The 22,975-nt window shown below is 43.3% G+C and carries 19 protein-coding genes; 5 read left to right on the top strand and 14 right to left on the bottom strand.

Going from position 1 to position 22,975, the window contains the following annotated elements; translation table 11 throughout:
- Positions 1–32: 32 nt before the first annotated feature.
- From CS948_RS02190 to CS948_RS02170, 5 genes are all read right to left on the bottom strand, one after another.
- Positions 33–1,274 carry a FecR family protein gene (locus CS948_RS02190; RefSeq protein WP_099290121.1) on the bottom strand — a complete coding sequence of 414 codons (1,242 nt, stop codon included), beginning with the start codon at positions 1,272–1,274 and terminating at the stop codon, positions 33–35.
- A 286-nt stretch (positions 1,275–1,560) separates the two neighbouring features.
- Positions 1,561–2,118, bottom strand: coding sequence for an RNA polymerase sigma-70 factor (locus CS948_RS02185; protein ID WP_099290120.1), 558 nt, complete (start codon positions 2,116–2,118; stop codon positions 1,561–1,563).
- A gap of 63 nt (positions 2,119–2,181) precedes the next feature.
- Positions 2,182–2,949 carry an alpha/beta fold hydrolase gene (locus tag CS948_RS02180; protein ID WP_099290119.1) on the bottom strand — a complete coding sequence of 256 codons (768 nt, stop codon included), beginning with the start codon at positions 2,947–2,949 and terminating at the stop codon, positions 2,182–2,184.
- Complete coding sequence (locus tag CS948_RS02175) at positions 2,933–3,292, bottom strand: MmcQ/YjbR family DNA-binding protein (protein ID WP_099290118.1); 360 nt, start codon at positions 3,290–3,292, stop codon at positions 2,933–2,935. The genes CS948_RS02180 and CS948_RS02175 overlap by 17 nt, the downstream gene beginning before the upstream one ends.
- Before the next feature lie 296 nt (positions 3,293–3,588).
- Entirely contained in the window at positions 3,589–4,182 is a 594-nt protein-coding gene (locus CS948_RS02170; protein ID WP_099290117.1) for a type 1 glutamine amidotransferase family protein, read from the bottom strand.
- A gap of 169 nt (positions 4,183–4,351) precedes the next feature.
- Between CS948_RS02170 and CS948_RS02165 the strand changes: the two genes are divergently transcribed.
- Positions 4,352–4,846 (top strand): hypothetical protein, encoded by a 495-nt coding sequence (locus CS948_RS02165; protein ID WP_141560862.1) that lies wholly within the window; start codon positions 4,352–4,354, stop codon positions 4,844–4,846.
- A gap of 78 nt (positions 4,847–4,924) precedes the next feature.
- Here the strand turns inward: CS948_RS02165 and CS948_RS02160 are convergent, their stop codons facing one another.
- From CS948_RS02160 to CS948_RS02120, 9 genes are all read right to left on the bottom strand, one after another.
- The gene (locus CS948_RS02160; RefSeq protein ID WP_099290115.1) at positions 4,925–6,109 is read right to left on the bottom strand and encodes a TlpA disulfide reductase family protein; all 1,185 of its coding nucleotides are present in this window, start codon (positions 6,107–6,109) and stop codon (positions 4,925–4,927) included.
- Positions 6,106–8,127 (bottom strand): TlpA disulfide reductase family protein, encoded by a 2,022-nt coding sequence (locus tag CS948_RS02155; RefSeq protein WP_099290114.1) that lies wholly within the window; start codon positions 8,125–8,127, stop codon positions 6,106–6,108. Before CS948_RS02155 ends, CS948_RS02160 begins: the two co-directional genes overlap by 4 nt.
- 62 nt (positions 8,128–8,189) lie before the next feature.
- Positions 8,190–9,107, bottom strand: a complete 918-nt coding sequence (locus CS948_RS02150; RefSeq protein WP_099290113.1) for a hypothetical protein — start codon at positions 9,105–9,107, stop codon at positions 8,190–8,192.
- 19 nt (positions 9,108–9,126) lie between these two features.
- On the bottom strand, positions 9,127–10,578 hold the full coding sequence (locus CS948_RS02145; RefSeq protein WP_099290112.1) for a RagB/SusD family nutrient uptake outer membrane protein: 1,452 nt from the start codon (positions 10,576–10,578) through the stop codon (positions 9,127–9,129).
- Positions 10,579–10,599: 21 nt separating this feature from the next.
- Positions 10,600–14,088, bottom strand: coding sequence for a SusC/RagA family TonB-linked outer membrane protein (locus CS948_RS02140; RefSeq protein ID WP_176554871.1), 3,489 nt, complete (start codon positions 14,086–14,088; stop codon positions 10,600–10,602).
- 249 nt (positions 14,089–14,337) lie between these two features.
- Positions 14,338–15,468: a FecR family protein gene (locus CS948_RS02135; RefSeq protein WP_099290110.1), complete on the bottom strand. Its 1,131-nt coding sequence runs from the start codon at positions 15,466–15,468 to the stop codon at positions 14,338–14,340.
- A 42-nt stretch (positions 15,469–15,510) separates the two neighbouring features.
- Positions 15,511–16,098 (bottom strand): sigma-70 family RNA polymerase sigma factor, encoded by a 588-nt coding sequence (locus CS948_RS02130; protein ID WP_099290109.1) that lies wholly within the window; start codon positions 16,096–16,098, stop codon positions 15,511–15,513.
- Positions 16,099–16,186: 88 nt separating this feature from the next.
- A complete protein-coding gene (locus CS948_RS02125; protein WP_099290393.1) occupies positions 16,187–17,335 on the bottom strand; it encodes a serine hydrolase in 1,149 nt (382 codons plus the stop codon).
- A gap of 65 nt (positions 17,336–17,400) precedes the next feature.
- Positions 17,401–17,850: a YhcH/YjgK/YiaL family protein gene (locus CS948_RS02120; RefSeq protein ID WP_099290108.1), complete on the bottom strand. Its 450-nt coding sequence runs from the start codon at positions 17,848–17,850 to the stop codon at positions 17,401–17,403.
- Positions 17,851–18,140: 290 nt separating this feature from the next.
- On the opposite strand from CS948_RS02120, the gene CS948_RS02115 reads away from it, so the two are divergent.
- From CS948_RS02115 to CS948_RS02100, 4 genes are all read left to right on the top strand, one after another.
- Entirely contained in the window at positions 18,141–19,880 is a 1,740-nt protein-coding gene (locus tag CS948_RS02115) for a hypothetical protein (protein ID WP_099290107.1), read from the top strand.
- A 271-nt stretch (positions 19,881–20,151) separates the two neighbouring features.
- The gene (era, locus tag CS948_RS02110) at positions 20,152–21,036 is read left to right on the top strand and encodes a GTPase Era (RefSeq protein WP_099290106.1); all 885 of its coding nucleotides are present in this window, start codon (positions 20,152–20,154) and stop codon (positions 21,034–21,036) included.
- A gap of 70 nt (positions 21,037–21,106) precedes the next feature.
- Positions 21,107–22,414, top strand: a complete 1,308-nt coding sequence (gene der, locus CS948_RS02105; protein ID WP_099290105.1) for a ribosome biogenesis GTPase Der — start codon at positions 21,107–21,109, stop codon at positions 22,412–22,414.
- A gap of 137 nt (positions 22,415–22,551) precedes the next feature.
- A complete protein-coding gene (locus CS948_RS02100) occupies positions 22,552–22,971 on the top strand; it encodes a SoxR reducing system RseC family protein (protein WP_099290104.1) in 420 nt (139 codons plus the stop codon).
- Positions 22,972–22,975 lie beyond the last annotated feature (4 nt).

The following is a 22,975-nucleotide window of genomic DNA, read 5'->3' as shown; positions in this document are numbered from 1 at the left end:
GGGGCAGTGTTTGCAGCACCGCTCCTTTGTTTTTATTTCACTACAATTTTATTCTTATTAATCTCAAATTTTACCTTTCCCGTCCGTTCGATAAACTTCAACACGTGAGCGATATCCTCGTGCTTCTTGATATTCACCGAATAAGGAATCCGCTTCAACTCCTCGTTAGCGTAAGTCACGTCGAACGAGTACCAGCGTCCCAATTCATCCAAGATGGCAGATAACGGCTGATTATCAAACACCAATCGCCCGTCCTTCCAACCGACATACAACTCTACATCCACTTCCGCCACCGTCAACCGATCGCTCTCCCGATTGAAATCAGCCTGTTGTCCGGGTATCAACTTCACACGCTGTCCTTCTGCCGACACGTCCACCCGTCCCTGCACCAACGTGGTCAACACGTTTTCCTCTCCCTCGTATGCCCGCACCCCGAAGGATGTACCCAACACCAATACCTCCACGCCTCTCGCCTCCACCGTGAAAGGCTTCTGTTCATCACGCACCACGTCGAAGTAAGCCTCCCCCCGCAAATACACTTTCCGCCTCTCGCCCGAGAACTTCACGGGATACCTCAACTCTGACTCGGCATTCAGGTACACCGTTGTCCCGTCCGCCAGCACGAGCGTGTATTCCCCGCCCCGCGGTATCCGCAACAAATGATATTCCTCCGCTCCGCCCGGTTGTCCCTCTTCCGCATCTTCATATCGCAATGTATCGCCTGCATTACTTACCCCGTTCCCCACCGTCCGGTTTGCCCCGTCTGTCAACAAAACCTTGTCACCACCCGGCAAAATAAGTTCAGCCTTTGCCTTCCCCGGAGTTATTTCCGCCACAACAGCCACCTGTGCCTTCTCGCCCTCACGATTCAGGGAAAAATAAACAATTCCCCCGATAACCAACGGTAAAGCAAACATCGCCGCATACCGAATCCACGACAATCTCCGCGCACGCCGTTCCCCACATGTCGTCCGGTTCAAAATCCTCTCCCACGCCCAATTTTCCGCCTCCGGCGATTTCACGAACCGACGGAATCCTTCTTCCAGATTCCGCATGGACACCAATCGTTGAAACATCTCCTCGTGCTCTTCGTTTGCTTCCCGCCAAGCCCTCAACTCCCGTTCACCCGCGTCATCCAACTCACCCTTCACGTGGTTCAAAATCAATCGTTTTATCCTATCGTCATCCCGTATTTGCATACTTTTGTTCTTTGGTTTTATACTAAAGCACGCGAAGTAGCGTTTGGTGTAATACCAAAACACACTTTTTTTCATACTTTTTTATTTTACGCTAAAAATCAAGCTATTATATAGCTACAATTTCTGAAAAAATTTAGGGGTAATCCTCCAAAAGATATTTATCTTTCTACTACATACAAAGTATTTCAATTGAATAAATTTGTATTCAATTACTAAATAATTCCTATTCATTTCCTATTATAATAGGAGATAAATGGGAGTTGAATAGGAGTTGAATGGGAGATGCTATAAAGCAAGTACAAATCAATATAATATAAAATATTACTTATTTTATAAAATTAAGGATTAACGCGACTCGTTCTTAGGAAATCCACAACAGGATAGACAACACATTTTTCAAACGCTCTTTCATGTAATGATTGGCGTTATTCTTGTGCTTTTTCACGGTATTAACCGAAATATTCAATTTCCGGGCAATCTCCTCGTGGCTACACCCGTCCAGACTCATTTGATACACCTCTTTGCAGGCGGGGGACAGTTCGTCGAACACGGAAAGTAAAGCCTGAAATATCTCGGATTCCAGAATCTGATCGAGAAAAGACTCCGAATCATCCCCTTCCCGAATCATCCTTTCGGCATACTTATTTTCCACCTGCCGATGCCGGAGCAAATTCAAGCAATCGTGCCGCACGGCTTTATAGAGATAAGCCTTCACGGCATTTTCCACCCGAAATTCCATCCTTTTCTCCCACAACGCCACAAAAGCATCCTGCACGACATCCTCGATCACATCCTCGTCAGTCACGTACTTCGCCGCGAAATAACGCAAGGCAACCACGTACCTGTCGTACAGCACACGGAACGCTTTCTCCCCTCCGCGAGCAAATTCTTGAATTATATCTACTTCTCTCGTGTCCAAATTAACGCCATTTTCTCCTACAAAAATACAATAAAAAATGGAATAACTTATTTACCCCATGATTTACAGAACACGTCCGATACTTTTATAAAATTCCTCTTTCGCTTCAATCTCCAAGAACGGGGAATGCCCACAACGTTCCAACACGTGTAGATCATAATTGACTTTAGCCTCGCGCAAAGGTTCGATTATTCCATTTAAGGGGTGCGGGTCCAAGCTGCCATGAATAACATGTACTTCGGATCGTAGCCGCGGAAGAATCTTCATGAAATATCCCTCCCGCCGGAGTGTTGCCGCCTCCGTCCAAACCCATGCATACATCTGTCCATCCGGTTCGTATTCATTCGTGAAATCCGATACATGATAGTTATCACATTGGGCAACGATCTTACCCAATTCTTCCATATCTTTATCCGTGGCGTTTCCCGATAATTCCCGCAGGCATCTTTCAAAACGTTCCCGCTCCCCCGGCGAAAGTCTTTTCAAACGATTATCCATGATTTGAAGTACATACTTTTCCTCGAAAGGGGGACACCCGACCAGCACAAGTTGTTTTACCCGTTCCGGGTATCGCACGGCAAACAAGATAATCAGCCATGCCCCCCATGAATGACCGACAAAAGTCACCGCCCCATCGGTTTCACGGCAAACCTGCTCGTGAAGTTCCTGTATCAATTCCTCGATCGAATAGCGGGTCTGGAATGGTTCCAACACTCCGTTTTGTAAAGATAGTTCTTCAGCCATAGGCTTTAAAGAACCTTTAGCACCCGGTCCGCCATGAACCAAAACAACGGAGTACGGGGCACTCCCGTATCTACGCGTTATATTCATCCCTTTTCTTTCTAGGCAGCTTTTTGACCACTTCTTCCACCGAGTGATTTATCAATTCTTTGATTAGTTTATCGGGCACATCACTTTCCAGATATACCGTTATCCAATATTTTTTATCCGAATAGAAACCAAAGAAAATTCCATCGTAACGCTCCATCAACTCCACCGATTTAGCCGGATCACATTTCAAGTTCGCCCAGAATCGTCCGTCCTTAGTGCGCAACGGGGCAAAAGTAAACATCTTATCCATGATTTTATAGACCAAGGTGTACTCGTCAAACGGCATACATTCCGTCGCCCCTTTTACAGACAGGCAATAATCTCTGTATTCTTCAATATTCATCGGTAAAGTTTATAATAACACGTTATCCAAAATTTTATCCAAAACGCCCACGTAGTAATAAGGGATATTAAGTAACTTGAATATTTTTCCCGTACTAGACTCTTTCACTTCGTCTACGCTCATTCGATTGCTCCAAACCCTGATTGCCAAGTCGTGCGGAGCATCAGACATAAAAATATGAAGCGAGCGAAGATGAGCACGTTTGTAACAAAACCAAAGCAAATGGAATCAATATTTGTAATGATTCCAAAGCAAAAAATAGGTTTTCATGTAAAGAATCCAAAGCAAACGTTTCCCTACCTCACGTATCCATTCTTGTAAAAATCACAGGCTTCCTCTATTCTAGCGGGTTCGTCGGCTTTCAGCAGCAACAGCAATTCACGGGTAAATTCGATGTACCCGCAGCCATTAGCGGTCACGATATTCCGGTCGCCGACGGCTTGTGCCTCGACGTAACCCGCTTCATTCGTGTACCGTTCTCCGGCATATTGTTTCAGGTAGGGAAGCGTGTTGCTCGTGTGCTTCACGTCATTCAAGAAACCGTGGATACCCATGAAGACGGAAGCGTTGCAAATCGCACCCACGATTTTCCCTCGTTCCAAGGCTCTCCGGACGATAGATACTACTTGTTCCGCCTCGGGCGAAAACCAACTCGTTCCGCCGACCAGAACCAAAGCTGCGTAATCATCGGGCATGGTCTCGAAACTATAATCGGGCAGCGTGCGGAATCCCCCTATCGAGGGCACGAGTTCCAAAGTCGGGGCGACGGTCCTTACCGTGTATTTCACTTCACTGCCCGGCATAACTCCGGTACTCAACGCGGTTGCGAGGAATGCCCCTTCCCAATCGGCATATCCATCCAGAATAATAAATAAAACTTCTTGCTTCATATTAATTATCATTTTATCCAATAACAAAAGTAACTATTTTTTCAAACAAGGGATGGAAACAATAAACCTTTCTCTTCGTTTTTTGTCTTAGAATCAGATAGATTAAAAGAACGAGCATGGAATTATATATATGGATTCCACGCGATTATAAACAATTAAAGAATAAAACATGAAAACTTTAACCCTAATCATTTCGTCATTATTCCTTTTAATGACAGTAAGTTTGAACGCACAAGAACGAGGTCCACAACATCGAGGCCCGAGAGGTCACATGAACCCCGAAGAAATGGTCAATAAACTGGTCGAGCGCACGAAAACAGAACTGAAACTCAATGAGAAACAAGAAAAACAAGTAAAAGAATTGTTCACGGAAAATTTCATAAAAATAGGCGAAGTCATGAAAAAATACCAAGGACAACGTGATTCCATGACGTTCTACAACCAAAAAATAGAAGACCAACAAAACTTATCCTTAAAAAAGATTTTGACGGAAGAGCAATATAAAATTTACCAAACCAACTTGGAAAAGAGAAAACAAGAAATGGCAAAACGTCGCAAAGAAGGTATGAATCACCGCGGACAACGGGGCGGACAAGACAACCCGGCTGTGAACGGAAAGAAGCATGACTGCAAAGGATGCGGCGGTTGCGGAGAGAATAATTGAGCCTACCTTAAGAATATAAAACAGGAGGGAGTTTAAAATGACTTTTAACTCCCTCCTGTTTAACTGAAAAGCACTAACTTACTTACGATTAAAGTATTCCTCTACGGCTTCGACCAATTTCGGACCGTGCGGATTGCGGGCAATAATCTTCCCGGAACCATCTATCAGCAGCGTGAACGGTATGGCTTGAACCCCGTAATCATTACGGGAAGCGCTTTCCCAACCTTTCAACTCGGAAATTTGAATTCCTATCGGTTTGTGTTTTTCAAGAGAACTTTGCCATTTTTCCCGTTCTTTGTCAAGCGAGATACCGATGATTACCAAGCCTTTTTTCCCGTATTTTCCATACAATTCTTTCAACAAAGGCATTTCTTGAATACAGGGCACGCACCACGAACCCCAAAAATCCAACAACACGAGTCCTCCTTTTTTCACTTGTTCCGACAAACGGACTTCTTTCCCCTCGATAGTTCGCGCAACAATCTCACGGAAAGGCCTCCCCACTTCCGTTGCTTTTTGCGAACTAGAAAAATAATTCTGCTTTTCCTGACGTGTCCTTATGAACGTTTCGTACTGTTCCCGAAGTTCCGGATTGATTGTCGGGTAGATTCTCTCGACAAATGCATCACTATAAATATCTTTCGAGCAACAAGTGAAGAAAAAATAGTCACCCGTGCTTGTTCCGGCATACTCGCTGATAAATTCCTCGGCAGCAGGTACCATGATTTCTCTAAAGATAATTCGACTTTGCTCGTTGTAGTAATTATTTATCTCGTTACTGACATTGCCCGCTAATTGCTGCACGCTATCCCGCTCGCGGAATAATATTTGGCTTCTGCGTTGAATTTCCTGTTTTCCTTTCCCGATTGTCGCCATGTAACGGTCATTAGCAAGGGTTCCGGACAAGGTTATCCCTGTCGTGTCATAAAGAACTTTAATATTGCCACGCTCGATAATCACCGGTACGGAAGACATTCCCGGAATCCTGTTGTCACGAACGTCCTCGATGGTCAATACAAACACCGCGGGTTCCTGTACCGTTCCCCGAAACCGGAACTCTCCGTTTTTGATTATACCGCTATCTACCGGAATGGATTTATCTGGCAAGAAAAAATATGTCGCGGGAGATAACAATACCCGACATCCGTCGTAACGTGTCGGCAGACTACCGGTAAGCGTGTAATTATTCCCGTCCCCGCAGGAGCAAAAGAGTCCCGCTACCGCAAGCAGCAGGACTATAAAACTATTTTTGAATACCATCATTTTTCCTCTTTTAGCATTTCAACCACGTAAGAAATTTCATCCATCAAACCGCTGGGGCTTCCACCGTATCCTTCTGCCAGATAACGGATACGACCGTTTTTAAGGATGGCTTTCTGGGGAATGCCCGAAGTCCCGGGAAACATGGATTTATACACCATATCACGAGATTTCTTTCCCTCTCGGTTAGCATCGTAAAGTACTTCCATACCGTGGAAGTTATTCTTTTTCCACAGGGCATCTATTTTTTCTTTATTGGGTTCGTCCTGCGTGATGATGAAATAGAATTTCACGCTTGAATCACCGGCATAAAGGTCTACAGCCATTTGCATCCCGTCTAACGCCGCAATACACGGGGCGCACCACAATGCCCAAAAATCGAGAATCACGATATCATTCTTTTTGAAACTTGCAGATTTTACCTTACCGCCGAGATGCGATTCCAAAGCAAACGGCTCAAAAGGTATGTCTATCATCTTTGCCCGAAGTTTATTCTTTATTTTTTCCACTTCACTTTTGGGCTTCAATGATGATACCCAAGCTTCAAAAGTCGCCGGTTTCTTTTTTAAGCCATTGTAGTACACTCTCAATTTGTCATAAATAACCGGAGTCATCTGTCCTGCACCTGCTGCCCCCTTCATCGCCTCGAAAGCCTCAGCCTGACGTCCTAATTTCTCCAAACTTGCCACATACGCCTCGTTCCCTGCCGGATAAAAGAGATATCGTTGCTCTTCTTCTATCGCGTTCATCGTGTTGACGGCTTCCTCGTAACGCCCACTTTTCTCTGCCACCTGCGCGTGAACACTAATATAATAATACAACCACTGACGAGCTAATTCTTCCGCTTGCCGAGGTGAATATTGCAATCCTTGCATATAAGAACCGTCATTCACTTTCCGTATCATCTCGTCAATAAATCTCTTGGATACGTCAACAAAAGTTTCTGCCGGGATGGGAGTTTTCCGAATCGCGTATTCCACGGTTTTCTTGTAAACAGCATTAAGCATAACCATATCCATTTCCGGCAATATTTCCTCCAATTTCTTGTAGTCGCTTTCCTTATAATATTTTACAGCCAGTTCCCGGTAAAAATTAGAGTACACGAATCCTTTCGAATCGGGATTCTTTCGCCACTCCGCTATCGGGAAATCTTTCCTGAATTGCTCGGCAACGACAAAATATTCATCGGGAGTAACGGTGTTTAATGTAAAAGAATGGTTAAACCGGGCTAAACCGCCACGGGGAAACATTTCGAGAATAACCTGATCTACACTATCCGCTTTTTCTTTATTCTTTAAATCATAACGATAGGTATGGCTTATTTCCATGTATTCATTCTCTGTCAAATCAGCTTGGCTCTCCATTGTTTTAAGCAAATGTGCTATTCCCCGACTGGCATTTTCCCCGTACATCTTTCTCAAAACGGACTTCATTATACCGAAAAAATGACGTCCGTACTGGGGATAATGTTTCGTTTCCTGATCTACCCAAAACATCAAGGCTTCATCGGTAATTTCCTTGTAGTTCCCCGAGAAATAATTTCCAGAACCTTCACCAAATGAAGGCATACGGAACATTCCCCAAGCAAGATACCTTCCCGGCAGGTAATCCCCGACAACGTCTTTCGGGATGAACATAAATCCCTTATCTTCATTATTGTCCGTCGTATCCGGTTGCAAAGTAAAGGTGGATTGAAATTTAAAGGCAATGAAAGCACAATTATCCGGTACGTCGAATGTACCTTTCCACAATTCTCCGTCTTGTTTCAACTGCACGTCGCTGATCTCCCAACGATAGAAATTATACATATACACTATCCCGACCAAGTCTGTCTTCCCCTCTAGCGGACCGCCTGCCGGGTCATAAACCAATTCTAAAGGCTGACCGGTAATCGGAACCTCCGGATTTAATGTTAATCGAGAGTTCTCTTGCGGGTCTTGAGCGACGTTTTCCTCTTGCCCGAATACTCTGCCAGCAAGGCTACATAACAGCATTACAATAATTACGAACTTACTTTTCATAGTGATTATCTATATTTTATCTATTCTGTGATTGATTAATCGATAATCAATCACAGAATTATTTAATTAGCTTGATTTCCTATCGCGTGAAGATTTATATTAAACTGAGTTTTAAAATATTGCAACACAATCTCATACTTGTTTTTAATCGCATGGGTACGCTTGTACGTGCCGGACGCCTGATCCCAATCTTGACTCGAGTCTACCTCATCCGATAACGCCCATGCCTTAAAAGCCTCCTCGCTCATCGTGGTCAAGTATTTCACGTAAAGTCCGAAGTCATAGGCGGCATCCATATCCTTGTAGTATTCAAGGAAACCACAACCGTACTCACCTCCATCCCAAACATTGTTTCTGTATTTATCGTACCATTCTACAAACTCTGCCGGTATTTCAATTTTATTCCGGGAAGCAGCATAACCGATCAAAGACTTGTTCAACTCTCCCACCGTGTTCAATTGTTCCTCGGGAGTCAACTCATCCAACTTCTCGCTCGTGTAACCAAACGCAATATGATTCAGACCGTAAGCGGAAGCATGATTAGTCGTATCATTATAGCTTTTATACTCCCACTGTTGCGTTCCTTCATCCCAAACAGAACCATATTTTTGCTCCACGCTATAAATCCGCGATGCCAATAATATTCGCATCGGTAAAATATTTTTGTAAAAATTCTCACCCCACGGATTCAGGCACCGATCTTTGATAAAACGGTAAGCTTTCTCCACGTATGCCTCATCCGCGGGAACTGAATAAAAAGGAATGTAACTCGTCACGTTCCAACGGAAGTCACTTTCCTTGTATTTATACAAGAATTGGGTGTTGTATTTCTCGTAGAAAGCCACAAATTCCCTATCATAATCGGAATCTCCTTGTGGAAACTCGTAAAATTCCTGAGGAGCGGACGGAGTCAGCTTATCCTCATCACAAGCCACAATAACGCCCGCCATCAACAATAACAGAAACAATATATTTTTCATCTCTTTTATGTTTTATCAATTAATAACCTTGTCTATCCGGAGCCAATTCATTCTGAACCAAATTCTTGTTCCTATCCAACACGGCTTGAGGTATAGGCACCGTGTAACTCGGATCTTTCTCGCTCAACGTGTACGTGGTCGTTTTCCCCTCGTCGGCAATCCATTTGTGCTGAATCTGCGGCATCCCGTAACGACGTAAATCAAACCAACGGTGTCCCTCGAATATCAATTCCCGACGACGTTCCAATTTGCAAAGTTTCTCCAAATCCTCTGCCGTACTCAATTGATAATCCGAGTAATTCGTAATCCGATTACTCCGCAATTCATTCAAATCGTCCACAGCCAACTGTCCCGCGGACGATTCTCCTGCCTTGTATTTCTGCATATACGCTTCTGCCCGGTTCAAGTACAACTCGGCTGTACGCCATACATAACCCCGCTCCGCAATTCCGTGTTTCAACTCCATGTAAGGATAAATAAGATAACTTTCCGTTTTCTTGAAATATTTTCCATTCCGGCTATCTCCATTATCCGTGTAACTATTGACAACATCATCCGACAGACAAACGGGAGTTCCGGCAAACCTCATACTTCCGGGCATAGCCCCGTAAACGAATATCGTTTCCGGGAAATCGGATGAAACGACCGGATTCTTTGAATTTTCCGGACGGGCAGGAACATTATACACGTAATCCGGTAAATACACCAATTTCGGTGCTCCCGCCATAGCCTTCGTGGCATGGTCAATCACTTGATCCCATTCTTCCATGTAAAGATAAATCCGAGAAGCAATCAAGTGAGCTGCCACATAGTTCACCCGGAAACGTCCGTTATTCACTTTGTCTTTTTCCAACAAAACAATCGCCCGCTCGATATCTCCCGTGATCTGTTTGTACACTTCCGCCACCGTGTTACGGGCGTAGCCTTCATCCAATATCTCGGATTTTATAACCAACGGAACTCCTAATCTCCGGTCGGGAGTTGAGCGTGCATCATTGTACGGGGTAGCGAAAATATTTACCAGATGGAAATAATAATACGCCCGCAAAGTCAAAGCTTCACCCAAAACATTCGCGATTTCGGATTCTGTCCCTAAAGAGTTTTCTACATTATCAATCACCACGTTGCAAGCCATAATTTTGGCATAAAAATTTTCATACGTACTTTGATCTTGAGAATGTGCCTCTTTTAAAGACTGGTCCATATCATATTGCCACGTGAAAACATCTTTATAGGCCATCTGTTCTTTAGTCGGAGTATAAGATGTACACCCGTCTACATCGTCATCCATGTACCAAGTCAAGGCATCCAGCGTACTATAACTGTATCCTTCCCCGTTTAACAACTCCGTGTAAGCAGTTGTTGTCGAGGGTTCAAACTCATCCTGCGAAACTTCTTTCAAAAAATCTCCGCAAGATACACTCGCTAAAACGAGCACGGTCAATAAGATTATATTCAATTTAGAAATCATAGTTACACTCGTTTTGAAAGATTAAAAACTGATGTTTAAAGAAAACGTGTAGGTCTTGATTATCGGCAAAGCCGTGCCTCCCGTTCCTTCCTGTTCCGGATCCTGCCCACGGAATTTGCTACTGCAAATCGTCAACGGGTTTGTCACGTTAAACGTGCAGGACGCCGTGGATAATCCCAAGTTCTGTACAAATTTCGGTGGCACCACGTAAGATACCGACAAATTACGGCATCTCAGGAAATCTCCTTTTACCACCCGAATATCCGAGTAATTGTACATATCATAAGAGTTCAACGTCACGGTTGACGGGATAGGTACATACAAATTATACTCGCTCGTTCCGTCAAGCACGAATCCCGGGATATTGGTCTTTGCCTCGTCACCCGGTTTCTTCCAGCGCTTCAACAAATCGGAATGCAAATTATCTTGCGGCGACGGCATCATAAACTTGCCCTCGTACAAGAAGTTCAAACGCTTCACGTTCCCGAAACTATAAGCGAAATTAGCATTCAAGGTCAAATTCTTGTAACGCAGACTGGTGGTGAAACCTCCACTGATTTTCGGGTCTTTCTGACCGGAATAAACCAAGTATTGTTTCGGGTCATCCATTTTTTCCACGTCACCTTGTACTCGTGAAGTATGCGCGAAGGTCGCGTAACCGTATTGCGGGTCCAATCCCGTGAATTTCCATGAATAAATAGCATTCACCGGTTTACCGCTCTCGAAAGCGTTTCCTACCAAGTAATCCGTGTACGTGTACTCGCTCTTCCCGGTATTCTCCACGTTGTTGCTATTCTTCGAATAAATCGGAGATATCGTCCACGTGAAATCCTTTGTCCGCACGGGCACGAAGGTCAAAGCCAACTCGAAACCGGTATTCTTTATGTCCGCCCCGTTTTTGTAAGTTTTGGCAACACCGAACTCGGCAGGTACATCCAGACTAAAGATAATATCGTTTCCTTTCTTGTAGTAGTAATCCATCGTACCGCTGATACGTCCTTTCAAGAATGAAAAATCCAACCCGAGATTAATCGTGGTCGTCTTTTCCCAACGCAAATTCGGGTAAGGCAAACGACTAATATTCAACACGTACTCTCCCGACCAGCGATTAATTACCGTTTGCGGGTATTTCACCACCAAGTTCGGTCCCACGGATGTAGGAACGTTTCCCTGCCGACCGTAAGAAGCACGCAAACTCAATTCAGCCTGTTCACCCAAACGGCGGAACCAAGGTTCCTCCGACACACTCCAACGTCCTGCCACACTCCACACGGGCAGAGCCTTGTTGTTCGTGTATTGCCCGAAACGATTGGAAGCATCCATACGAATATTAGCATTCAACACGTAACGGTTTTTAAAAGCATATACCAAGGTAGCGTATCCCGAAACCGTGTTGGATATCGTATTGGTTAGTTTCGCGGTATGTTTATCCAACGAGGAATTACCATTCAGGGATGTGCTTCCGGAAGTTCCCGTGTCGTACTCGTAGCTGATACCCAGTCCCCTATCCGGGAAATACCCCCATTCCGTCGTGTTGAAACCGTCGTACTTGATGGAACGAATCTCGTACCCCAGCATGGCATTCACCACGTGATTCTCTGCAAATACCTTATTATAATTCATGGACGCACGAGCCGTGAATGTCGTGTTATTCTTATTCTCGTAAATCAAAATTCCCCCTTTAGGCAAACGGGAAGCTTTCTCCTCCGCGCTATTCGGTGCCACACTCCCGTAATCATATCCCCGGATTTCGGCAATATAAAATGAACGCTCGCCCGCCCACTTCTGGTTCAACGTGTTGGCATAAGTCACCCCGAAAAGCGTATTCAGTGTCAACTCGGGTAAAATCTTGGCATTAACACCCACGCTGGCGTTTGTCTGGCGAACCTTTGCCTCATTGCCTGTATGCTTAAGCTCGTTCAAGATATTATATGTCAACGGATAATTAGATGATAAACCCGCAACCGTCGTCAACCGAGTCGTGTAAAATTCATCCTTCCCGATAGCCCGTGACGCTTTCAACGCGTAATCCAAAGGATTTACCATGTAGAAACCGTCGGATTTCCGGTCTGAAAAACTTAACTTACCCTCGACATCCACGAAACGACCGATTTTCGTGTTCACGTTCATGTTCACGTTATACCGCCGTAAATTATCGCCCTTGGTACTTCCCTTGCTGTCATTAAATCCCACGGAAAGATAATAGCGGGTGTTTTCCGTTCCGCCGGATACGCTCAAAGCGTAGTCCTGATTGAAAGCGTTCCGGAACAGGATTTTAAACCAATCCGTGTTCATCGTTTCCAAAGAGGCCACACGTGCATCAAATTCATTTTTATTTATCTTTCCGTCATAGTAATCAAACAAAGCTCCCTCGTAACCGGTAGAAAATGGCATTATCGAATACAGATAACCGCTCTCTGCCACCTCTCTCGACACCCCAACACGTTCTTTTGAATTCATCAAATGATAATCCTCGTATCTCGGACGAGCCGTGAACCCGAAAGAAGAAGAAAAATTGACAGAAGGTTTACCGACTTGACCTTTCTTAGTCGTAACCACTATCACACCATTAGCCGCACGGGTTCCGTAGATTGCCGTGGCTGACGCATCTTTCAGAAAGGTAATGGTTTCAATATCACTCGGATTTAACCCGGAAATAGCGTTACCCAACAAACTGAAACTGGCGTTATCATTCAATTGTCCCCGCAACGTGGCATCCGTACCGGCAATCACGTTATTAATCTCGTCATTTGATAAGTCCACCGGGTCTTCCTGAATTATCCCGTCCACAACCCATACCGGAGCCGCGTTACCATGAATCGTGGAAGAACCGCGGATTCTCATTCGAGGGGTTGCGTTCGGACTACCGGAACTTGTCATCACCATCAATCCCGGTACCCGTCCCTGCAACATGGCATCCACCGAAGCCACGTTCGGGATGCGGATATCATCCATCTTTATCGACGTGGTCGCACTGGCGGACAATCGCTTATCTACTTTCCCGTAACCCGTGATCACTACTTCCGCAATCTCGGTCACATCAAGTTTTAATTGAATATCCAATTCCTTATTGTTTTTTCCCACATAAACTGTTTCCGTTTGATACCCGATAAATGATACCAGTAAAACAACCGAATCTCTTTGTGGCATATGCAGGGTAAACTTTCCGTTCACGTCTGTCGCTACACCCAGCGTCGTACCTTTAACCAAAATAGTAACCCCCGGCAGAACCTCCCCTTTTTCATCTTTCACTATACCTTTTACCGATAAAATAGAATCTTGTGCCACTTTCGGGGAAGTTTGATGAACAATAAAAATGACATCATTTTCAAAATACCATTTCAAATCACTTTTTGCAAATACATTATCCAAAACTTCTTTTACCGTTTTATTTTTTACAACTACATCAAAACGGTCCACTTTCATAATATGTTCCTCGTTAAACACGAATCGCAAACCCGTTTGTTTACGAATTTCCTTCAACAATGTACCTACATCACATTGATGCATATTCAACGTTACAATTTGTTGTTGAGAAAAACTGCTAGCAGCTGTCCCAAAGACAAATACAAACATAAAAACCGAAAATAATTTCATAATTCTGAACATTCTTGTTTTTTTTCGCCTCAATAAGGCAAAAATCAATTTACATTTCATAGATTTGTAATTAATAATTAAACGATTGAACAAGGACGCTTCCCAATGTACTTGTTCATGATTTTAGTCAGATGATGGAGATGGTTGCACATCTTCATCATTTTATTTATAACTTACTGTTACAGTCCTATTTTTAATTAAAAATTTAACATCCGATATCTTCTCAAAAAAATACAATAGTTCTTGGATATCTTTATATCGCATCATATCACCTGTCAATTTCACATTTTTGACTTCTTCATTCGCGTAAAAAACATCGACATCATACCACGAGGATAATTTATTCATAATACGCTCTAACGATTCATTATTGAAAACAAAATTACCATCTTTCCACGCTACATAAGGAGAAACATCCACCTCTTCAACAACCCACTCATCACCACCATGGTATTCAGCTTTTTGATTAGGTACCATTAAAACTTCTCCCCTTGGGGATTTTAGTTTAACACTTCCTTCAACCAACACGGTTTGCACGACGCCTGCCTCTCGATTATTCACATTGAATTTAGTCCCCAATACATTGACCGACATCTGATCTATTTTCACGACAAAAGGTTTACCCTCCATTTTCGCCACCTCAAAATAAGCCTCTCCTTTTAAATAGACTACCCTGTTTTGAGCATCAAAATTAGTCGGGTAGCGCAACTCGGTTTCCGCATCCAACCAAACTTTCGTTCCATCTTCCAACGTGATCATAAATTCCCCTCCCCTAGGCACAACCAAACGATTGAACAAAGAACGAGCCGCCCCGTCTTTCTCTTCAACATTATAGTGCACTTTCCCCTCAGCACTCACCGAAATGGAAACCCCGTTATCTTCACGTAATTCTCGATTTTCCCGAGAAAGTAAAACACTTTTCCCGTTGGAAAGATAAAGGTACGCTTGATTTTTTCCCGGAGTTATCTGATGCTCTTGAGCAAATTCTTCAACCCTAGAATCGGATAGCATCCAAAGAATACCCACACCTAATAGCAATACAAAGACAGCAGCCACACGCATACCCACCTTTATCAATCGCCGACGTTTAATCAACCGTTTCACTCGATGAACGTCGCCTTTCACTAATTTCCCCCGGGCACCCCATCGCATACCCAAATGTTTTGAACGAACTTGAATAAATATTTTCCGAAATTCCTCATCAATTTCTACTTGATGCAAAATTTCTTTCTCTTCTTCTTTATCAAGTTCGCCAAGAAAAAAATCCATTAACCTTGATTCTATATCTTCCATATTATAGTCATCTTACTTTTCTAACTATAATACAGAAAGAATTTAAAAACGGTTGAATCTTATCGCTGATTTTTTCAAGAAAAAGTGTAAAAGAATAGAATCTACTCCCGTCGAATTCGCCCTCAGTTTCTTCAATGCATTCACTAATAAAGTTTTAACCGTGGCGACAGAAATATTAAATTTATCCGCTACCTCCTTGTATCGCAACCCTTCCATATAAATCGCTTTCACGATATCTCTACTCCGAGGAGGCAATTTCTCGATCTCACTCTCCACCCGACATAACAATTCCTCGGTCAAATCATCGTATTCAATCTGGGGAGTATCAATCAAATTTACATCATATGCTTTTTTTAAAGGATCCACTTTCTCGAGTGCATTCAAAGCTAAATTTTTTACAGAAGTAAAAAGATAATATTTTAAAGTATCCGGACGCAAATCAGCTATCAAATGCCTTTCCCATAATTTGACAAAAAATTCCTGCACGATATCTTCCGACTTCACGATATCATTCAAAAAGGTATCAGCCCAAAGCACTAAACTTTTGTAATATTTCACAAAAAGCAAGTCGATCCCTTCTTCCTTACCGTTTTGCAATAGTAAACATATCTTGTCATCACTCTCTTGCATCTGTAAAACTCTTTATTATAACCCATTTGTAAAACAAAAATAAGCATTATCCATTGAATTTACAAATAGGATATATGACAAAGTCGCCCTATTTTCTGCCATCCAATATCTTCGTCCCGATATCCATGTAGCGATACACGTCACGGGTAGTTTCCCGGATACGTTTTTCATCTTTCTTGTGTCCCAAACGGACAATAATGGCATTCCGTTCCGGTATAGCGATAATATACTGCCCCAGCATTCCCCGGAAATAAGGGTTCCGCTGACCGTGATAATTCATAATCCATATCTGGAAACCGTAATAATCCAACGAATCCTTACCCCACTCGTCTTTCAAGTAACTTGCCGGGCTCATGGCTTCATTGATATATTCTTCCGAGATCAATTGCTTCCCGTTCCAGTTGCCGTGATGAAGCATCAGACGGGCAAAACGTGCCACTTCCCTCGCCGTGGTATGGAAACAACAGAATGACTTCTCATCCCCGTCCTTTTTATCCAACAACCAATAGGCATCCTGTGCCGCCTGCATCGGTCGCCACAACTTCTCCTCCGCGTAATCGCTGATTGTTTTCCCGGTTGCCTTTTCCACGATAAACGCCAATATCTGCGTATCGCCGCTCCGGTAAGAAAATTGCTTCCCCGGTTCTTCAATCACGTCCAACCCGGTCACCAACTCGTATAAATCATTCCCGTAATACCCGTGCGTCGTCACGGAAAACAAAGAAGCGTAAGCCTCGTCCCAGTTCAACCCGCCACTCATCGTCAACAAATGGCGGAGCGTGATATTTTTCTTTTCCCCGACCTTGAATTCCGGAATATATTTCCACACGGGATCATCCAGACTCTCGATCTTCCCCTCGTCATAAGCCGCCCCGATCAATAACCCCACGATACTCTTCGTCGATGAAAAAATGTTCGATGTCTTCGTGTCATTCCAACCGGAACGATATTCCTCGTAAACGATACTGTCATTCTGAATCACCAGAAAAGATACCGTACGGAAATCATTCAGGTAAGCATCATCCTCCGGACTCATCTCGTAAGTGTTATAATCTTTCGCGTGTGCCCACGTCCATGACGAATCGGCCTTCTGCACCGTGTGTTTCTCGAACATCGACAAATCATCAATCGAAGGATACCAGTATATCAAAGCCTGCCGGGCGTAATAAGGCAGACAGAAATAAACGATTGTCAAAACAACCAGCACCGCTAAAACTATCTTATGCCATTTCTTCATACAACTGAATTTGTAATTTACCAAAAAGTTCACACGCAACAATCGTAAATCGTCAATCACTAAATCTACAATTGTTTAACTTTCGCCACCATCTTCCGGATTACCCCTTCACCGATACAAGGCGCATGAGCATCCTCCGGAAAAAAAATCACGAACTCACCGGGAGAAAGCGTGAACACACCTTCCACCTTATCTTTATAAAAAGTATAATCCCCTTCCTCGTTATAAGAAGCAGAAGCCTCCCCCAACCGACTTTTGGCTTTCCACCCGTAAGACTCCGACACGAGCAGCGGCATCTGAATATCTATATATTTATCATGTCGCTCATAAACGGCCTCTTCCACGCTTCGTCCCCGTGCATCCTCGATTTTAATAAAAGCATCCTCGCCGGCAATATCTACTCTGCCCACGGGCATACCTGCCAGATCGTGCGTCTTTATATAATCGAACACAGCCTTGAAATAAGGATTCAGACTCTCTATTCTCTCGCTATTACCTATTATATTTATAACCATAACATTTATTTATAATGCCTAACAAAGATAACATATACACCTCAAAATCCATCCATTCCTCATGATAAAATATATCGACATCATATGATCTCCCCCTCAATCTTCTCCTCTTATTACGCTTTCCAATACCAAAAAGATACCAAGTACCCAGTTCTACCTATAGAAGCCTATACCCATCGAAATCAACAATATAAGTAAACTTTATTCATAAAAAACACCAATAAAAATATTGTTCATATCAAACTTTATCCCTAATTTTACGTAGATACTACGCTAAATTTGAGAACGATATGAAAAAATTACTACCAACGATTATCATCTGTACCCTTTTCACGGGGATATTCAACACGAATCTCTTCGCGCAAAAGCAAAACAGGATTGAAAAACTTTACGAGCATATCGCGAGAGCCGAACGGGACAAATACGCGAGGGTAAAAGAGAGGATCGACCCCAAAAGTGCCGAAACGTATAAACATGAAATCGCTCTTGCTGATGCTTTGGAAACACTTCTTTTCGACCCGAATCTCGGGGCTGTAGAACCTTATCTGAAAACCAGTATGGAAGAAAACCGGCAAGATGACGGGGCTCGTGTTCGTTCCATCTGCCGGGATGCCGGCTTAAACTTCGAAACTTTCGTCTGGAAAGCCGATTCCACGATCTACGCTCTATTGACCTACTCCGACACACAATTACAAGATTCACGCGCCGTACTCGGATTATTGACAAAATACAAGTACATGATAACCCCGAAAATATTCGACTCGATCATCGCGCTAAAAGAAAAAGTACAGTTCGCCGATTTGAAAGCACAACCGACCTTGGGTAAATGTGAAACCTATTTCACCGATTTCGACACCTTGTATAACTATCCCGCCGTCGCTACCATCTATAATAAACTATTGTACGACAATGTTTGCACTTGCACGACCGACTCAACCATATTGTTATATTTCAACAACCCTATACTGAAAACATTCTACGCGGGAGCGAAAGAACCCCGTCCTTATAAAACCGACGTGGAAAAGATGTATGACATCCATTTATACGACATGGTCAAAAACGCCAAAAAACCGGAAGAGATGAAAACTGCCATCAACGCGTACATCAACTGCCCGTATCTTTCCGGCTATTCAAGAAACTTTCTCCCGGAAGTCGAATACACGAATGACAGCGTTGATCTGGTAATCCTCATAGCCCAAGTTGATTCATCCACGCAACTCCCGCTTGTAAAACAATATTTACAAGAACACAAGTATAAACAGTTCAGAGATAAAGCCATCCAATTAAGAGAACAATTCGTGGATTCCATGATTTGGACCACTCCGTCGTACACCAAATACTACACGGGCGACAAGATCATCCGAGAAATCCTTGTTTCGGGGGACACCACCACGAATATTTATTATAATTACAATGACCACGGCTACCTGCTGCAATCCGTGAAAAAAACACGTGCAAAAGATTCTTGTTTATCAAACATCACGACCACCTTTAAATACAACAACCTCGGCAAATGCTTCGAGGAAGAATCCGTGGATTCCCTATCCGGAAATATTCTGTGTCAAGTAAGTTGTCAATACAACATACAAGGGCATATCAGCATGAAAAACATCAAATGGAATAACGACAAGAGTCACACGGAAACCTATAACAATCAAGGACAACTCGTTCAAATACAAGAATACGACAACGGGCAAATATACGCCCAGACCGACTTGACATATGACAACAAGGGACGTTTAACACAAGAAATCAAAATAAACCTCAAACCGGACATCCACAACCCGATCACGAAACAAACATCACATTACGGTTACAACCCATATGGTTACTTGACCGTTATATCATACGAGAAGGAAAATTTGCAAAACGAAAAAATCACGGGTAACATTACCATCCATTACGATGAATTCGGTAATCAAGTCGATCCGCGATACAAATACGAGTACGACAACACCGGGGCATGGATCGCTAAAACCGATCCTCAAAATCCCGCCAACACGGAAAAGATAGAATATACCTATAAATAAACACACGGTATTACTCGAGTAATCCTAGGGTAATCCTACTTCTACACGCTTACCGGGTCGATACACCTCACTTCTTTCGCCCTTACCTAACGGTGGAAGAAGTGATTTATAGCGAGCCCGTAAGCGAGTAGATATAGTATTACGGTAGAAATACCCGAGATTTAAGGTTAATCAGACCTTACATTTTACTTCAGACCATCCAACTTAGAAGTACAAATTTCTCAATTCCAATTTTTAATTGTACTTTTGTGCCCAATAAATTTTTGAGTACATGGAGCATAAAGCAGGTTTTGTCAATATTTTAGGAAACCCCAACGTGGGGAAATCCACCTTGATGAATCGATTAGTCGGGGAAAAATTATCGATTATCACATCTAAATCCCAAACGACGCGCCACCGCATTAAAGGTATCGTGAACGGGGAGGATTTTCAAATCGTGTTTTCCGACACCCCGGGAGTCGTGAAACCAAGCTACAAGATGCAGGAATACATGCTGGACTTCTCGAAAACCGCCATTATTGACGCGGATATTATTCTCTACGTGACCGACGTGGTGGAAAATTTCGAGAAGAACGCCGACTTCATCGATAAAGTGAAGCAAAGCGAAGTACCCATCTTGTTGGTATTGAACAAAATTGATCTGACCACGCCGGATAAGCTGGATGCCCTGTTCGCGAAATGGAAGGAAATCATCCCGCAAGCGGAGATATTCCCCATCTCGGCAACCGAGAACTTCAACGTCGACAACCTGTACAAGCGGATTCTGGAATTGCTTCCCGTCGGAGAACCTTATTTCGATAAAGAAGAAATAACCGATATGCCCGCTCGTTTCTTCGTGACAGAAATCATACGAGAAAAAATCCTGTTGCACTACGACAAGGAAATCCCCTACTCCGTCGAGGTGGTCGTAGAAGAATTCAAAGAAGAAGCCAAAAGAATCAATATCATGGCGGTAATCAACGTCGAACGTGATTCACAGAAAGGCATTATCATCGGACACCAAGGTGCCGCCTTGAAAAAAGTAGGCACGGAAGCCCGAGTAGACATCGAAGCTTTCTTCGCCAAGAAAGTGTTCCTTAACCTTTACGTCAAAGTACTGAAAGACTGGCGGAACAAAGAAAACGATTTGAAACGCTTCGGTTACAAACAACTATAACATTAATAACTAAAATTGAGATTGCAAATCATCATTTTCAATTTTCAATTTTCAATTTTCAATTTATAAAATGAGTAATATTGTTGCCATAGTAGGACGCCCCAACGTGGGAAAATCAACACTTTTCAATCGCTTGGTCGGTGGACGAGTAGCCATCGTGAACGAGGAAAGCGGTGTGACCCGTGACCGGAATTACGGGAAATCAGTGTGGAACGGTAAAGATTTTTCCGTCATTGACACGGGTGGGTACGTTTCTAACAGCTCAGATATTTTCGAGGAAGAGATCAACAAACAGGTACTGCTGGCGATGGACGAGGCAGACGTGATTCTGTTCGTGTGTGACGTGGAATTAGGAATAACTGATTTGGATTACAGTTTCGCCCGTATGTTGCGAAAAGTCACAAAACCTGTTTACCTCATCGCCAACAAGGTGGATAATGGCGAACGTCTTTATGATGTTCACGAATTCTATAAACTGGGTGTCGGGGAAGAAATATTCCCGATCTCATCTATAAACGGTTCCGGAACCGGTGAATTACTTGATAAACTGGTATCTCATTTCACGAGCGACCCGTTGGAAGACGAGAATGAACTTCCCAAAATCGCTATCGTGGGACGCCCTAACGTGGGAAAATCTTCCACCATTAACGCCCTGATAGACAAGGAACGGAATATTGTTACGGACATCGCGGGGACGACCCGTGACACGCTGACCACCCGGTACAACCGCTTCGGGCATGATTTCTTGCTAGTGGATACTGCCGGACTACGTAAAAAAGCCAAAGTAAACGAGGACGTGGAATTCTATTCCGTGATGCGTTCCGTGCGTGCCATAGAGGACAGTGACGTCTGTATGCTACTGATTGATGCCACCCGGGGTATGGAAGCTCAGGATTTGAATATATTCCACTTGATAGAGCGCAACCAAAAAGGTGTCGTGGTACTGGTAAACAAGTGGGACTTAATCGAAAAAGATAATAAAACAACGATTAACTTCGAGAAAGACCTGCGTGCTAAAATGGCGCCATTCAATGATGTAGAGATCATTTTCACTTCCGCGCTCACGAAACAACGTTTACTAAAAGCACTGGAAGCCGCCATTGAAACCTATCGCAACCGGGCTCAAAAACTGAAAACCTCGGAATTGAACCGCATCATGTTGGAGGAAATCGAGAACTACCCCCCACCAAGTTTAAAAGGAAAATACATCCGCATAAAATACGTGACTCAATTACCCACGAAAACGCCGACTTTCGCGTTTTATTGCAACTTACCGCAATACGTGAAAGAACCGTACAAACGTTTCTTGGAAAACAAAATCCGTGAACACTGGAATTTCACCGGGGTACCGATTCAAATATTTATGCGAAAGAAATAAATGAGTTCATAAAGTTCATAAGGTTTGTAAAGTTTATAAGGTGAAAAACTCGTGAATACTTTATAATACGTGTATCGTGTAAACTTTAAACCCCGAAGGGGTAACTTTATGAACTTTATAAACCTTAAAAACTCATCATGGCAGCAAAGGACACAATAGAACACGACGGAATTGTTATAAAAGTAGAAGATAACGCCATTATCGTGCAGATACAAAATCAATCGGCATGTGCTTCTTGTCATTCTAAGGGAGCGTGTGGTCTGTCGGAAGTAGCACAAAAGAATATCACGGCGGAAAAACCGAATATTCCCGTGGCTGTCGGCGACAAAGTTATTGTTACCGCCAGTACCCGCAACGCCATGCTCTCGGTCGCATTTGCTTATATCATTCCGTCCGCGTTAATAATAGTACTTCTTGCCCTCTTGATCACGGCGGGGACAAGCGAAGTTATAGCCGCCGCAATTGTACTTCTAGCCGTTGCTGTTTACTTTGTTATCCTATATTTATGTAGGAATAGCTTCACCCGGAAAATAAAATTCAAGGTTAAAATAGCATAACCTA

The sequence above is a fragment of the Butyricimonas sp. Marseille-P3923 genome (assembly GCF_900184685.1).
Lineage (GTDB): Bacteria > Bacteroidota > Bacteroidia > Bacteroidales > Marinifilaceae > Butyricimonas > Butyricimonas muris.
The sequence above is the reverse complement of the archived record's forward strand: the minus strand, read 5'-3'. Positions and strand labels throughout refer to the sequence as shown.